The sequence below is a fragment of the Paraglaciecola polaris LMG 21857 genome (assembly GCF_000315055.1).
Classification (GTDB): Bacteria; Pseudomonadota; Gammaproteobacteria; order Enterobacterales; family Alteromonadaceae; genus Paraglaciecola; species Paraglaciecola polaris.
Genome location: NZ_BAER01000017.1, coordinates 345,489 through 359,704, shown reverse-complemented (window position 1 = coordinate 359,704; position 14,216 = coordinate 345,489). Strand labels below are relative to the sequence as shown.

Below are 14,216 nucleotides of genomic sequence, written 5' to 3'. Positions count from 1 at the left end.
CTTATTCATAGAGTAAGTGCCTTGTGATAGCTTATTTTACGCGCTTTAACCAACCGTGCACGTCTGGTGCTTTACCCCATTGAATATCATTTAGAGCTTGGCGCAATTTAGCCGTTGTTGGGCCTGCTTCACCGTTGCCAACAGCATGTTCTTTACCTTCATGGATAAACGTACCCACGGGAGTTAGCACGGCTGCAGTACCTGACAAGGCCGCTTCAACACCAGGCTTCGCTGCGCGCTCAAGTAATTCGGTGACTGTGATATTACGCTCACTGACGGTCATACCTAAGTCTGTGGCTAGCGTTAATATCGTATTGCGCGTCACCCCATGTAAGAAGGATGAATCGAGGCCTTTGGTAATGATTTCATTGCCGTCAATCAGTAAGAAGTTAGCTGCGCCTGTTTCCTGTACATCGCCATTTGGGCAAAACAAGATTTGGTCTGCTTGCACATCAACTCGTGCTTTAGAAATCGGACCGAGTGCACTGGCGTAGTTGCCACCACTTTTGATCATGCCCATGTGCGGAGCACAGCGCATACCCGTTTCGTCGAGCAACAAGCGCAGTGCTTTGGCGCCACCAGTGAAATAGTCGCCGACAGGTGATAAAAGCACGTACAGCATAGACGTTAATGAAGGTGCAGCAGCTTTACCTATAGATGCTTCGGTACCCACATGTGTAGGGCGAATATACATAGAGCCAGGTGGCAATGGCACGTCTTGAGCATACTGGGCAACAATATCCATGATCATTTTTGCCACTTGGGTTTCATCAATTTCTGGCAGTGACAGTAAACGAGCACTTTGGGCGAAACGTTTAATGTTTTGGTCCATGCGAAAAACGTGCACACTGCCGTCTTCGTGTTTGAATGCTTTTAAACCTTCAAAGCAGGTACTTGAGTAATGTAAAACGTGTGCACCGGGATGCAAACTTATACTATTTGCAGAGACGGTTTGTGCTGCGCTCCACTGATTGTTTTCAAACGTGGTCAGTGCCATTTCAGGCATGAAAACTGTACCAAATACTGCCATCATTATTTCCTAAGTCGTGGGATCATGGTGTGCAAATTAATAACGAATGCACCGACCATATATCCGATTGCTGTTCATATCGCCTGATTATTCAGTAAGCCAATTATTTAATAAGCGGGGGTGCAGTGCAATCACTTAAACCCAATCAATTGTTAAGGGATTTGTCGCCTTTTCATTACGTCAGCATCCGCACTACATAGTTATTGCTTATTAACTAACTTTGCCAACATTCGATAGCTTGTTCTACAGTGAATTTACCCTCAAGTAATGCTCGGCCTAGTATGACGCCGCTCACATGAGTTGGTTTTAACACCGCAATATCATCTAAGTTGCCGATACCACCTGATGCTTGCCATTCGATGGTCGGAAATTTCGCGGCCATTTCTCTGTATAGCTGGTGGTTTGCACCTTGTAGTGTACCGTCACGGCTGATATCCGTGCATAATACATGCTTGGCGCCAATGGAAAGAAAATCATTTAATAGATCCTCTAAGGATACTCCTGAATTTTCTTGCCAGCCGTGGGTCGCAATAAATTTATTGCCATGCTCATCAATATTGATATCAAGTGCCAGTACGATTGCCTCGCTGCCGTACTTGGTTACCCAGCCCTTGACCAGTTCAGGCTCTTTAACGGCCAATGAGCCAATCACCACACGCTTTACGCCTAACCCAAGTAATTGGGCTACATCTTGCTCGTTACGGATACCACCGCCAGCTTGAAACTGCATACGTCCAGTGGCGACCATGTCACCAATTAACTTGAGCTGACGTTTACTGGTATCTTTTGCGCCCGTTAAATCGACTATGTGCAACCACTTAGCCCCCTGATCAGCATAACTGTGCACCACGTCAATTGGGTTGAGCTCGTATTGGGTTTTTTGCTCATAATCGCCTTGATAAAGTCGAACCACTGAGCCTTCAATCAAATCTATTGCAGGTATAATCATAATATTGGTTTATAACTCGATAAAGTTTTTTAGAAGCGCAGCACCAGCGTCACTAGAACGCTCTGGGTGAAACTGAACGCCAAAGAAATTGTCTTTGTGTAGGGCGGCTGAAAAGGGCATCCCGTAATCCGTTTGTGCGAGGGTATACTTACCCACGGCAACGGCAAAACTGTGGACAAAATAAAAGTAGCTACCAGCATCGATACCTTTAAATAAGGTATTTTGTTCGACGGCGTTCACCGTATTCCAGCCCATATGAGGCAAACGTAAATCACCTACTAGCATGCGCTTTACTTCACCAGGAATAACACCCAAACACTTGGTGCTATCAGTCAAGCTTTCTTCAGAACGCTCGACCATTAACTGCATGCCAAGACAAATACCCAGCACCGGCTGAGTCAGCCCTTGAATACAGGATTGAAGTTGTTTTAGCTCGATACTTGCCATGGCTGCATTGGCACTGCCAACACCGGGCAAAAATACTTTGTCCGCTTTTTGAATAACGTGAATATCGTCAGACACATCGACTTTTACCCCCAAGCGCTCAACGGCAAATTTTACCGATGAAATATTGGCACAGCCGGTGTTCACAATAACGATATTTTGTTTGCTACTGACTAAAGGTGCTGATGTGCTCACTAGAGAGTTCCTTTACTGCTGGGCAGGGCTTCACCGTTTTTCTGAATAGCTTGGCGTAATGCACGGCCAAATACCTTAAATAGGCTTTCAACTTGGTGATGAGCATTTCCCTCAGAGGTCGACAGGTGCAACGACAAGCCCATTGCTTGGGCGATAGAGTAGAAAAAGTGTGGCACCATTTCGGTGGCCATTTCACCTACTGTGTCACGGCTAAATTCAGCTTCGAATTTTAGGTGAGGACGGTTCGATATATCCAAAATACACTCTGCGCGGCACTCGTCCATGGGAAGTGCAAAACCAAAACGTCCGATACCACGTTTGTCGCCTAACGCTTTTTTTAGCGCATCGCCTAAGGCAAGGGCTGTGTCTTCAACACTGTGGTGATCGTCAATGTGTAAATCGCCATCGACTCGTAAATTAAGCTCAAACCCACCGTGCGTAGCGATTTGATCAAGCATATGATCAAAAAATCCGATACCCGTTTCGATAGTTGATTTAGCGGTCGAATCTAAGTTTACTTTGACATGGATATTGGTTTCAGACGTTTTGCGCACGACTTCGGCGATGCGGCTTGAAGCAAGTAATTGCTTGGCGATAGCCGGCCAATCTTTACTTTGACGGTCGTAACGAATACCCGTAATGCCCATGTTTGTAGCAAGTTGAATATCCGTGTCACGATCGCCTATTACAAAAGAGCGGGTAAAATCGACCCTACCTTGCTGTAAATAGTCTTTGACCAACCCTAGATTTGGTTTACGGCAACTACAGTTATCTGCTGCAAAGTGTGGGCAAATCAATACGTCGTCAAAGACGATGCCTTGACTGGCAAAAATATCCATCATCTTATCGTGGGGCAAATCGAAATCTGCTTGTGGAAAGCTATCTGTGCCTAAACCGTCTTGGTTCGACACCATGACTAGACGAAACCCTGCATTTTGCAGTTGAATCAGTACTGGCATGACCATAGGTTCAAAAACCAGTTTTGCTAGGGTATCGAGTTGCTTATCGATAGGAGGCTCTTCCACAAGAGTACCGTCGCGGTCGATGAATAAAATAGCTTGCTGACTTAGGCTCACGTTAGGCCTCCTGCGTAGATGATTGATTAGTGAAAAAATGACTGATTTTGCTCAGCAACTGTTTATTCTGTTGTGGATTACCCACGGTAATACGTAAGCAGTTGTCTAAATTGAGTTGTTTTGATTGGTCACGAATGAGAATGCCGTTTGCCACGAGATGGGTCATTAACCCTGACTTATTCCCACAACGAAACAGAATGAAATTGGCTTTATCGTCGCCGACCAATTCAATCTCAGGGTATTGCTTTAACGCGTGTTGTAGCAAAGCCTTTTCTTGATTGATTAGGCTAACTTGCTGCTCTAGGTTAACTAACCCATCATGGCTCAACGCTTGTGCGGCTATTTGTGCAACAGGCTCTGGAATAGGGTAGGGAGCAATAACCTTCATTAATGCTTGAATAATAGGTGCTTGGGCTAGGGTAAAACCACAGCGCAAACCCGCTAATGCAAAAGCTTTAGATAAGGTACGCAAAATGGCAATATTTGCGTAATTGTTTAACGCATTAGCCCAAGTATTGTCATCGTCAAATTCAATATAGGCCTCATCAATGACGACAATAGCGCTATCTGCGAAGTGCTCGATAACCTCGAGTAATTGTTTTTTGTTCACCGAAGTACCGGTTGGGTTGTTAGGCGAACAAATGAACACTAAGTTTACTTTCCCTTTAAAGGTTTTGATCACATCAACATCTAATGCGAAATCAGCCTTTAACGGTGCGCGCTCAACGCCCACATCACAGGTTTCCGCACTAATGGCATACATGCCGTAAGTCGGTGGACAAATTAAGACACTGTCTTTACCTGGGGTACAAAACGCGCGGATAAGCAGTTCAATTCCTTCGTCTGCGCCACGGCTGACGAGTAATTGGTCAGTCGCAATCCCCGCGTAATCGGCATAGGCCTCGATTACGGCAGGAGGCTGGCAATCTGGGTAGCGATTAAAGCGCTCAGCATCAATGTCATAAGGATTAGCAAACGGTGACTCGTTAGCATTGAGCCAAATTTGTTCCTTATTGCCTGCTCCGGAAAACAAACGACGAGCTGATTCATAAGGCTTCAACGCCTTGATATTTTCGTTTAAAAGCAAGGTGACTAAGTTACTCACAGTCGTCTCCTGTTAAATTATTAAGCGCGGCTAAACGTAAAGCGACTGCTTGTTTGTGAGCATCTAAGCCTTCAGCTTGTGCTAAATCCATGATGGCGCTACCGATATTCTGTAATCCAGCGGCACTTAGCTCTTGCACTGTGTAGCGACGAATAAAGTCGGCTAAACCTAAACTTGAGTAGTTACGCGCATACCCGTAGGTTGGAAGTACGTGATTAGTACCACTGGCATAATCGCCAGCTGATTCTGGGGACCATTGACCCACAAAAATAGAGCCAGCGTTTCGTAATTTCGGCAAACATGCTCGTGCTTCTTCTACCTGAATAATCAGATGTTCAGGGGCGTATTGATTGCTTACTTCTATCGCGCTGTCTAATGATTCCGTTAGGATATAACGACTGTGGGACATAGCTTTACGCGCCGTATCTTGGCGGCTAAGTGTCATTAACTGGCGCTCAACTTCTTGTTCAGTGGCCTGAATAAGCGCCTGGCTGTCACTGACTAAAATAGCTTGAGAGTCTGCACCGTGCTCCGCTTGTGATAGTAAGTCCGATGCGACAAATACTGGATTTGCTTTGCCATCCGCGATTACTAATACTTCAGATGGGCCTGCTGGCATATCAATAGCTGGGCCAGCCGGTATCCGGCTAACTTGCTGTTTTGCCTCGGTTACAAAACTATTGCCTGGGCCAAATATTTTGTCCACTTTAACAATTGTATCGGTCCCTAGGGCAAGAGCCGCAATAGCTTGCGCACCGCCCACTAAATAGACTTCATCAATGTCACAAAGACTTGCTGCATAGCGAATTTCAGCGGGCACGTTACCTTGCTTATTAGGCGGGGTACACAATACCTTGCGCGGGCAACCTGCAACTTGTGCTGTCACCCCCAACATCAATACAGTAGAGATGAGTGGCGCACTGCCACCGGGAATATACAAACCAACAGAATCTAATGGCGCATGTTTTAATTCACATACCACGCCAGGCGCAGTCTCAACCTTGACATCTGAAGGCTTTTGCGCGCGGTGAAAAGCATGAATGTTGGCATATGCGGTATCAATCGCCGCCTTTACCTCATTGCTGATCTCATTGACCGCACAGGCCAATTGCCCTGTTGCCAGGGCAAGCTCGCCAAGTTCAACACCGTCAAAGCGCGCCGTTAATTGACGCAGTGCTTCGTCGCCTTTTTTAGCCACTTGCTGAATAATATCAGCCACCGTGTTACTAAGCGCATCGTTATCCGCCATCGCTGGGCGGCTTAACAATGCCTGTTGTTGGCCTTGATTTAGGCTCGACCATGTTTGCATTTTCTTTCGTCTCACTGACCAATATTGGGTGTTTGTCATACTCGTTGCACAGAAATTTTACCGGGTATATAACCGAGTCATTAGCCCATCATTTTTTCGATTGGCATCACTAAAATCGAGCTGCAACCCAAGGCTTTAAGCTTTTCCATGGTTTCCCAAAATAGGGTTTCTGAGCTAACCACGTGCACGGCAACCGTGTCGTCGCTGCCAGCTAATGGCAAGACAGTTGGGTTGCCAGAACCAGGCAACAAGCTTTTAACTTGTTCAAGATAGGTTTTTGGCGCGTGTAGCATGATGTACTTACTTTCTTTCGCCTGCATTACGCCGTCAATACGAGGTAAAAAGCGATTAATTAATTGGGCCTTCGCTTCAGGTAATTCACCTGCGCGTTGAATCAATACGGCTTTTGATTGGAAAATCTCTTCTTCTTCTCGTAAACCGTTTGCTTCTAGTGTGGCGCCAGTTGACACCAAGTCACATATGGCATGTGCAACGCCCGCGCGAGGCGCTACTTCTACTGAGCCCGTTAACATGACAGCTGAAGCATTAACGTTATTCTCTTTGAAAAAACGCTCAAGTAAGAAAGGGTATGTGGTGGCAACTTTTTTGCCTTCTAACGACTGCACACCTTTATAGTCAAACTCATTAGGCACGGCGATGGACAAACGACATCCACCGTAGTCTAGGCGACGCAGTGTTTTAAATTCGAATTTTTTACCCGACGCTTTACGCTCGAGCATTTTTTCTTCAAGTTCATTTTCGCCGATAAAACCTAAATCGACCACCCCGTCCATGACCAATCCCGGAATATCGTCATCGCGCACACGAAGTAAATCGATAGGCAAGTTGGTTGCGTGAGCAATTAACAAACGGTCACGAATTTGCAGTTTAACGCCTATGGCTTTTAATAGCGCAATGCTGTCGTCGCTAAGGCGACCTGACTTTTGAATTGCGATACGTAATCTGTTGCTGTCACTCATATGTTGCTCGTCCTATTATCATTTGCGTTAATTCATCTTGCCGATGCTCATGAATACTATTTTTTTCAATGCCTTAAATAAAAAACCCCCGGAAGTTTCCTTCCGAGGGCTCGTTAATCGTTACGCCACAGGAAGGAATCAATAGACCTTCCAGCACCAACCTGAAAGGTTATGCTATATGATGGTGATGTTTTGCTAGCGTAATTGAGATAAACATTGTAATTCTTGGGCCGTGTTTCGACTGAGGGCGCAAACATTAGCTAATTGGCTTGCTTAATGCAATAGTAAATCCTTAACTTTTTGTACAAAAGTGTTGCAAAGTAAAATAAGAATAAGTTACTGCTAAAAAGCATAATTTAAATGAGGCCGACTTAGCATTTGTGCTTGCGCTGTATGTCCTTTTAGGTTTAGTCAAAGACCATAAGGAACCTCTACTGATTCCGGTTATCTAAAATTACGCGCTTGTTTAACTTGTATATAAAGTACCTGAAATAAGGAGAGAACCATGACCAGTGATCTGCTGTTTTCGATATTACCCCGGGAGGGTAAGGTGCCCATTGCCCATGACGAACTCAAAGTTAAGAAAATCGATAAAAAAGACGCGTTGGGTAAAATAGCCGTGGAGGATGAGCCCTATCGCCCAGATAAAGACGACCCCAGAGAAAAGAAACGCCAACGTCAGGACCAGACAAATTCGGCGGCTCAAAGGGAAAGTGCGCCACAAGCGTTAAAAGAGCAAGGAAGGCAAAAAGGCGCTTCAGACGATCCTAAATTTATCGATATTGAGGTATAAACCCTATGGCAACAGCAACCTGCTGGCAGTGCGGTAAGCATTTGACACATATCATCACCCCAGTTTCGCGCCGCGAAGAATGTAGCGCATGTCATTATGATATTCATGCCTGTAAAATGTGTCTGTATTTTGATGGGCGTAATCGCACCGGATGCGACGAGGAACGGGCGGAATTAGTGGTAGACAGAGAGCGAGCTAATTTTTGCGAATATTATGCATTGTCTAATCAGGCATTTGATGACAAAAAATTGCATAAACAGCGTCAAGCGAAAGCACAATTAGCCGCATTATTTGGTGACGACTCATTGGATAATGAGCAAGCTACCATTGACCAGCGTTCAGTCAGCGACAATGCGCACGGTATCGATAAACAGAGCGAAGAGACACCCGCACAAGCGGCAGAACGAAAGCTGCATGATTTGCTTAATCAATAATTATTTATAGCATGAAAACGTCATTTAATTGGAATTATTGACCTGCTTATCTGATGTTTTCATCCTAAAATTTGCGTCCCCTATCGAATTTTCCCCTCCAATTTATTATAAATTAAGTCCTTTTTAATCAATGATTTGAACGTTTTTCATGCGTGAACGTTTCTTCTTCTTACACAACTATTTGACAAATAACACACAGTACCTTAACTTATGTCTTATATAAGATATAACATTGAATTTATTTAACGTTTGTTTATCAGTAGCCAACTACCGTAGGAATGATTGTATGTCACTTAGCCAGAGCAAAATGTCAAAGGTCGGATTCGGCCTTTGGAAAATTCCCCAAGATATCTGTGCAGATGCCGTTTATGAGGCCATCAAAGCAGGGTACCGTCATTTAGACAGCGCTTGCGATTACGGAAATGAAGTACAGGTTGGCCAAGGAATTAAGCGTGCCATTGAAGAAGGGTTATGTTCACGTGAAGATTTGTGGATCACTTCAAAATTATGGAATACCTATCATGCAAAAGAGCATGTACAGCAGGCCATAGAGCGTTCATTAACGGATCTACAACTTGAATATCTCGATCTTTATCTTATCCATTTCCCAATTGCCCAGCCATTTGTGGCTTTTGATGACCGTTATCCGCCAGAGTGGATAACCGATCCAAGCGCAGCTAATCCAAAAATGGAATTGGCACCTGTGCCGCTTTTTGAAACGTGGCAAGGGATGGAATCATTGGTTGAAAAAGGCTTAACCAAAGAAATTGGTGTGTGTAATTACAACACAGGTTTATTAAACGACTTAATGGCCTATGCCAAGATCAAACCGGCAATGTTGCAAGTTGAGTCACACCCTTATTTGACCCAAGAACGTTTAATGAAATTGGCCAAGCAGTATGACATTCAAGTCACCGCATTCTCGCCGCTTGGGGCATTGTCGTACCTTGAGCTAGACATGGCTGGTGCAGCTGAGTCGGTTTTAGAGCAAAGTGTGGTAAAAGCCGCGGCCGAGCGTTTAGGCAAAACGGCAGCACAAATCGTTCTGCGCTGGGGTGTACAGCGTGGAAATGCCATTATTCCAAAAACGTCACGACCTGAACGTTTAGCAGAAAACCTCGCCATTTTTGACTTCGAACTGTCGCAGCAAGAAATGGACGATATCAATGGCCTTAACAGCAATCGCCGCTTCAATGATCCAGGCCATTTTTGTGAAGGCGCATTCAATACTTTCTATCCAATCTACGATTAGGGTGTAATCATGTCAGTTCAAGCAATTAATTATGTTGACGTACCGCATCAACTAAAAAGCGGTGATTCGGTTTTTCCTCGGGTGGTTCTTAACGATGGTTCGTTAAAGACACTCGATGATTGTGCCGGTTGGATAGCGCAAAATAAAGCGGCTCTTGAGGCCGAATTAAAAGAATCAGGCGCCATTTTATTTCGTGGTTTTCCGTTAAATTCTGCTGAAACGTTTGATGAGTTTTCGAATGCTTTTGGCTATCCAAATTTCACCTATAAAGAATCATTGTCAAACGCAGTGCGTATCAACTTTACTGAGCGCGTGTTTACTGCCAATGAGGCGCCTAAGCACGTTGAGATATTCTTGCATCATGAAATGGCGCAAACGCCTATTTCACCAAGTAAGGTATTTTTCTTCTGTAAAGCCGCTGCTGATGAGGGCGGGGCTACGCCGATATGTCGTTCTGACTTGGTGTTTGCTGAGCTGAAATCTCGTGAGCCGAAATTGGCTGAAGACTTTATCAACAAAGGCTTAAAGTACACCACCCATATGCCGTCTGAAAACGACATTGCATCGGGTCAGGGACGCAGCTGGAAAAGCACCTTAAGTGTTGAGAGCCAAGCACAAGCCGAAGCCAAATTGAAAGAGTTAGGCTACAGCTGGGTATGGACTGAAGATGATGGCTTGCGTGCCACCACACCTGTACTTCCTGCTGTTGTAACCCTAGATAACGGTAAAGAAGTCTTCTACAACCAGCTCATTGCTGCGTTTATGGGCTGGAAAGGCGTTCGTGAAAACCCTTCAAGCGCGATCACTTTTGGTGATGGCAGCGCTATACCCGTCGAAGGTTTACAGTTAGCGACCGATTTGGCGAAGGACTACACTTTCGACTTGCCATGGCAAGACGGTGATGTGGCCTTAGTTGATAACTATATGAGCATGCATGGTCGTCGTCCGTATTCAGGTGAACGCAAGCGTGAAGTGCTTGTTGCCTTAGCGATGAATTAATATCGCCAACGCGCTCCACCTTTAACACATCTAAACAGCCCACCTTAATTTCAGGTAGTAGCGCATATGGACAAAACGCATATGGAAAAAATAAAAACATTGCTACCTGGCATTATGGTGGCAACGACGGTCGGCATGGCGGCGCTTTTTTTAAGCGAGCATTATGGTGCGCCCGCCATGTTATTTGCCTTGTTACTGGGCATTGCGATGTCTTTTTTACATCAAGGCACTCAGTGTAAAAGCGGTATCGAATTTACCGCCAGTACCATTTTACGCATTGGCGTAGCATTACTCGGTTTACGTATCGCTTTTGGTGACTTAATCGCCCTAGGCTGGAAAACCGGCTTGCTGCTTGTTGTGGCGATAATGAGCACTATTTTGTTGGGTGTTGTGCTCGCCAAAGCGTTTGGCTTACAAAAACGCTTTGGTGTATTGACTGGTGGGGCCGTGGGCATATGCGGTGCATCCGCTGCCATGGCTATCTCAGCCGTTTTACCTGACAGTAAAGACAAAGATCGCGACACACTTCTCACTATTATTGGTGTAACCGCCTTATCCACCATGGCTATGGTGGTGTATCCCATTATCGCCGGAATGTTAGAGCTCGATGAAACCGCCACCAGCATTTTCCTTGGTGGAACTATTCATGACGTGGCTCAAGTCGTTGGGGCTGGGTATTCGGTTTCAGAGCAAACCGGGGTGTTAGCGACATTAACCAAATTGGTTCGCGTAGCGTTATTAATGCCGGTTGTGGTGTGTATTTTATTAGTACTACGCATGAAGATGGATAAAACCAGTCATGCCAAAGCACCAGGTATTCCCTTGTTTTTAATCGGTTTTGTTATTTTGATGAGTATCAACAGCATGATAGCCTTGCCTGAGGTATTGACCAAAGTATCCGCTGATATTTCGCGTTTTGCATTAGTGATAGCCATTGCCGCCATTGGTATGAAATCTAATTTAAGCCAATTACTCACAGTGGGCTTTAAGCCTATTTTGTTACTGGTGCTAGAAACGGTATGGATAGCTGGATTGATCTTGGTATGCCTTCCTTATCTTTAAATTTTTCTCAATGAGGTGATGTCATGAAATCAGCAAAGACCAAGGTTACGTCTGCGCTTTCTTCTGCCGAGGGTCCTACGGCAAGAGCCAATGATGTAAACACGGGTAATGTTTCAACACCGCCTTCATCGAAAGCGACCGCAGATATAACCAGACGACGCTTTCTAATGGGCTTAGGTACTTTTGGTGCTTTGACCGGTGCGCAAACATTGCTGGCACCTCTATTACCATCGGGTATGATTTCCAGTGCAATCGCCCAAACCAAGGATTCTTTTAGGATCATTGGTAAGAGCGCAGGGCTGGTGGTATTGAACGATCGTCCTATTAATGCCGAAACGCCAGCACACTTGCTTGATGACAAAATTACCACAGCGGAAAACATGTTCGTACGCAACAATGGTATTCCGCCGACGAGCATCGACCCAGCGAATTGGTTGCTCACCATAGAGGGCGAGTCTGCTAAGCAAAGCAAGCAATACACCCTGGCCGATTTAAAGCAAAAATTTACCCATCATAGTTACCAGCTTACCCTTGAGTGCGGTGGCAATGGTCGAGCAGAGTTTAGTCCGGGGGCGAAAGGCAATCAATGGACTACCGGCGCAGTGGCATGTCCTAAGTGGACGGGCGTACGGTTAGCCGATGTACTCAAAGACGTGGGTATTAAAGATGATGCTGTGTATATAGGTTATTACGGTAAAGACACTCACATCAGTGGTGATCCAAGTAAAGAAGCTATTTCCCGTGGTGTGCCGATAAATAAGGCGCTTGAAGAGGAAAACCTTATTGCGTGGGCGATGAACGACGCAGATATTCCGTTTATGAACGGACACCCTCTGCGTCTTGTCATTGGCGGATGGCCAGCATCAACTTCTGGTAAATGGCTTGAGCGTATTGTGATACGAGACCAAATACATGACGGCGCGAAAATGGCGGCACCCGCGTATAGGGTGCCTTGTGAGCCGGTCGCACCGGGCAGTAAAGTTGCAGACGAAGACATGTGCATTATTCACGCTATGCCAATTAAGTCTCTTATTACGTATCCTAAATCTGGGGACAGCCATAAAAAAGATGTGCAATTCCCGGTGCGCGGACATGCATGGGCAGGGGATAAGGCCGTGAGCAAGGTCGAATTATCAATTGATTTTGGACAAACCTGGCTAGTCGCTTCCCTAGAAAAACCAGTGAATCGTAACGCGTGGCAACATTGGCATAGCCAAATTCAATTCCCTAGCAAGGGTTATTTCGAAGTCTGGGCGAAGGCGACCGATAGTGACGGCGTGGGTCAGCCGATGATATTGCCAGGCTGGAACCCCAAAGGTTATTTAAACAACGCATGTCACCGCGTTGCTGTGCAAGTGATGTAAGGATGAGTACACCACTTATCACCTGTCGAAACTCAAAGATTCAATGGTTCTCAATGTTTGGTCTACTGACGGTCGCTCTGTTGAGTTTTACGAGCGCGATGGCTGAAACTACTGCCCCAGAGAGTGGCATTGATCCCATTTCTGGCTTTGTGATTAAGCCCGGATTTGAAACGGTGCGTGCCCATTGTACCGCCTGTCACTCTGGCAAATTGGTAACACAGAACCACATGAGCCGGGAACGTTGGTTGAGTACTATCCGCTGGATGCAAAAAACACAGAACTTGTGGCCCTTACCCCAAGAGGAACAGATTTTAGATTACTTGAGTGCAAACTATGGTGAACGAACTATAGGCAGGCGAGCACAGTTACCAACGCATTTAATGCCTCCTCGCGCTAAATAACCCCTTTCAATGCTTGAGATACATAAGGCTTATTTTCGATTAAGCCTTATGAGTTTCAATCGAGCCAAATAATTTTGCATACTTGATTGCGTACATTATTGGGCTGCTGGATCAGGGGCAGGCACTTCATACACTAAATCTTGTACCCGTTTGGGAGAAACGCGATAAGGCTGAGCTATTTTTAACTTTGCCGCCAACATTTCCTCGAATAACCTGAAATGTCGCAATAAGCACTCATCCAGACTATCGGTTTCGTCGATCCACGTTTCTTTTAAAAATGGTGTCAACGAAGCAGCTGCGTGAGCATACATAATAATTTGCCACTTAAGATCCCACATGCGAATTTGCGCATCGGGGAAGTCGCTATTGTGGGCCTTAACCAGACCTTCAACAAAATCTTCAATGCCATCGCCTTGGCTAATAAAATAGTCCACTAAGGCGTCATCCTGGCGAACCGCATCAGCAAGCAATTGTACCGGTTGCTTAAACGTCAGCATATACGCCAACATGCGCACCGAAAACTCAAAAAGCCTAATGTTAGATGGATAGGTTTCGGGCATATGTTGGTTAACGACCACCACATATCTAGCGATGAAATGATGTAATCCATCACTGATGCAATGCCAAATATTCTCTTTGCTACCAAAATGATGTCGAATAAGGCTATGGGATACCCCCGCCTTTTCACTGATATTACGTAACGATACCTGCTCATAACCGAGATCACAGAATAATTCGGCGGCCTTTTGTAATATATCTTGTTTGGTCTTTTCTGCGTCTTCGGCGCTTCTGCGCCCTTGCTTTCGTTCGTTCATTACATTCA

The 14,216-nt window shown here is 45.3% G+C and carries 15 protein-coding genes and 1 other annotated feature; of the genes, 7 read left to right on the top strand and 8 right to left on the bottom strand.

Features of this window, described 5'->3' with window-relative positions; genetic code table 11:
- Positions 1-31: 31 nt before the first annotated feature.
- From GPLA_RS03555 to hisG, 7 genes are all read right to left on the bottom strand, one after another.
- Complete coding sequence (locus GPLA_RS03555; RefSeq protein WP_007103457.1) at positions 32-1,030, bottom strand: branched-chain amino acid aminotransferase; 999 nt, start codon at positions 1,028-1,030, stop codon at positions 32-34.
- Between the two features lie 214 nt (positions 1,031-1,244).
- Positions 1,245-1,979, bottom strand: coding sequence for a 1-(5-phosphoribosyl)-5-[(5-phosphoribosylamino)methylideneamino]imidazole-4-carboxamide isomerase (hisA, locus tag GPLA_RS03550; protein ID WP_007103456.1), 735 nt, complete (start codon positions 1,977-1,979; stop codon positions 1,245-1,247).
- 9 nt (positions 1,980-1,988) lie between these two features.
- A complete protein-coding gene (gene hisH, locus GPLA_RS03545; protein ID WP_007103455.1) occupies positions 1,989-2,618 on the bottom strand; it encodes an imidazole glycerol phosphate synthase subunit HisH in 630 nt (209 codons plus the stop codon).
- A complete protein-coding gene (hisB, locus tag GPLA_RS03540) occupies positions 2,618-3,694 on the bottom strand; it encodes a bifunctional histidinol-phosphatase/imidazoleglycerol-phosphate dehydratase HisB (protein ID WP_007103454.1) in 1,077 nt (358 codons plus the stop codon). The genes hisH and hisB overlap by 1 nt, the downstream gene beginning before the upstream one ends.
- A 1-nt stretch (position 3,695) precedes the next feature.
- A complete protein-coding gene (gene hisC / locus GPLA_RS03535; protein ID WP_007103453.1) occupies positions 3,696-4,799 on the bottom strand; it encodes a histidinol-phosphate transaminase in 1,104 nt (367 codons plus the stop codon).
- Positions 4,792-6,108 carry a histidinol dehydrogenase gene (hisD, locus tag GPLA_RS03530; protein WP_007103452.1) on the bottom strand — a complete coding sequence of 439 codons (1,317 nt, stop codon included), beginning with the start codon at positions 6,106-6,108 and terminating at the stop codon, positions 4,792-4,794. The genes hisC and hisD overlap by 8 nt, the downstream gene beginning before the upstream one ends.
- 80 nt (positions 6,109-6,188) lie before the next feature.
- The gene (hisG, locus tag GPLA_RS03525; RefSeq protein ID WP_007103451.1) at positions 6,189-7,088 is read right to left on the bottom strand and encodes an ATP phosphoribosyltransferase; all 900 of its coding nucleotides are present in this window, start codon (positions 7,086-7,088) and stop codon (positions 6,189-6,191) included.
- A 76-nt stretch (positions 7,089-7,164) separates the two neighbouring features.
- Positions 7,165-7,282: a sequence feature (His leader region), on the bottom strand.
- A gap of 311 nt (positions 7,283-7,593) precedes the next feature.
- On the opposite strand from hisG, the gene GPLA_RS03520 reads away from it, so the two are divergent.
- From GPLA_RS03520 to GPLA_RS03490, 7 genes are all read left to right on the top strand, one after another.
- Positions 7,594-7,881: a hypothetical protein gene (locus GPLA_RS03520; protein ID WP_007103450.1), complete on the top strand. Its 288-nt coding sequence runs from the start codon at positions 7,594-7,596 to the stop codon at positions 7,879-7,881.
- A gap of 5 nt (positions 7,882-7,886) precedes the next feature.
- Positions 7,887-8,315, top strand: coding sequence for a hypothetical protein (locus GPLA_RS03515; RefSeq protein ID WP_007103449.1), 429 nt, complete (start codon positions 7,887-7,889; stop codon positions 8,313-8,315).
- A gap of 286 nt (positions 8,316-8,601) precedes the next feature.
- A complete protein-coding gene (locus tag GPLA_RS03510) occupies positions 8,602-9,567 on the top strand; it encodes an aldo/keto reductase (RefSeq protein ID WP_007103448.1) in 966 nt (321 codons plus the stop codon).
- A 9-nt stretch (positions 9,568-9,576) separates the two neighbouring features.
- Positions 9,577-10,566: a TauD/TfdA family dioxygenase gene (locus GPLA_RS03505; RefSeq protein WP_007103447.1), complete on the top strand. Its 990-nt coding sequence runs from the start codon at positions 9,577-9,579 to the stop codon at positions 10,564-10,566.
- Positions 10,567-10,632: 66 nt separating this feature from the next.
- Positions 10,633-11,628: a YeiH family protein gene (locus GPLA_RS03500; RefSeq protein ID WP_007103446.1), complete on the top strand. Its 996-nt coding sequence runs from the start codon at positions 10,633-10,635 to the stop codon at positions 11,626-11,628.
- Positions 11,629-11,651: 23 nt separating this feature from the next.
- A complete protein-coding gene (locus GPLA_RS03495) occupies positions 11,652-12,992 on the top strand; it encodes a sulfite oxidase (RefSeq protein ID WP_040513829.1) in 1,341 nt (446 codons plus the stop codon).
- Positions 12,993-13,090: 98 nt separating this feature from the next.
- On the top strand, positions 13,091-13,393 hold the full coding sequence (locus GPLA_RS03490; protein WP_007103443.1) for a hypothetical protein: 303 nt from the start codon (positions 13,091-13,093) through the stop codon (positions 13,391-13,393).
- A gap of 95 nt (positions 13,394-13,488) precedes the next feature.
- Here GPLA_RS03490 and GPLA_RS03485 read toward each other — a convergent pair whose 3' ends face one another.
- The gene (locus tag GPLA_RS03485; RefSeq protein ID WP_007103442.1) at positions 13,489-14,208 is read right to left on the bottom strand and encodes a TetR/AcrR family transcriptional regulator; all 720 of its coding nucleotides are present in this window, start codon (positions 14,206-14,208) and stop codon (positions 13,489-13,491) included.
- Between the last annotated feature and the right edge of the window lie 8 nt (positions 14,209-14,216).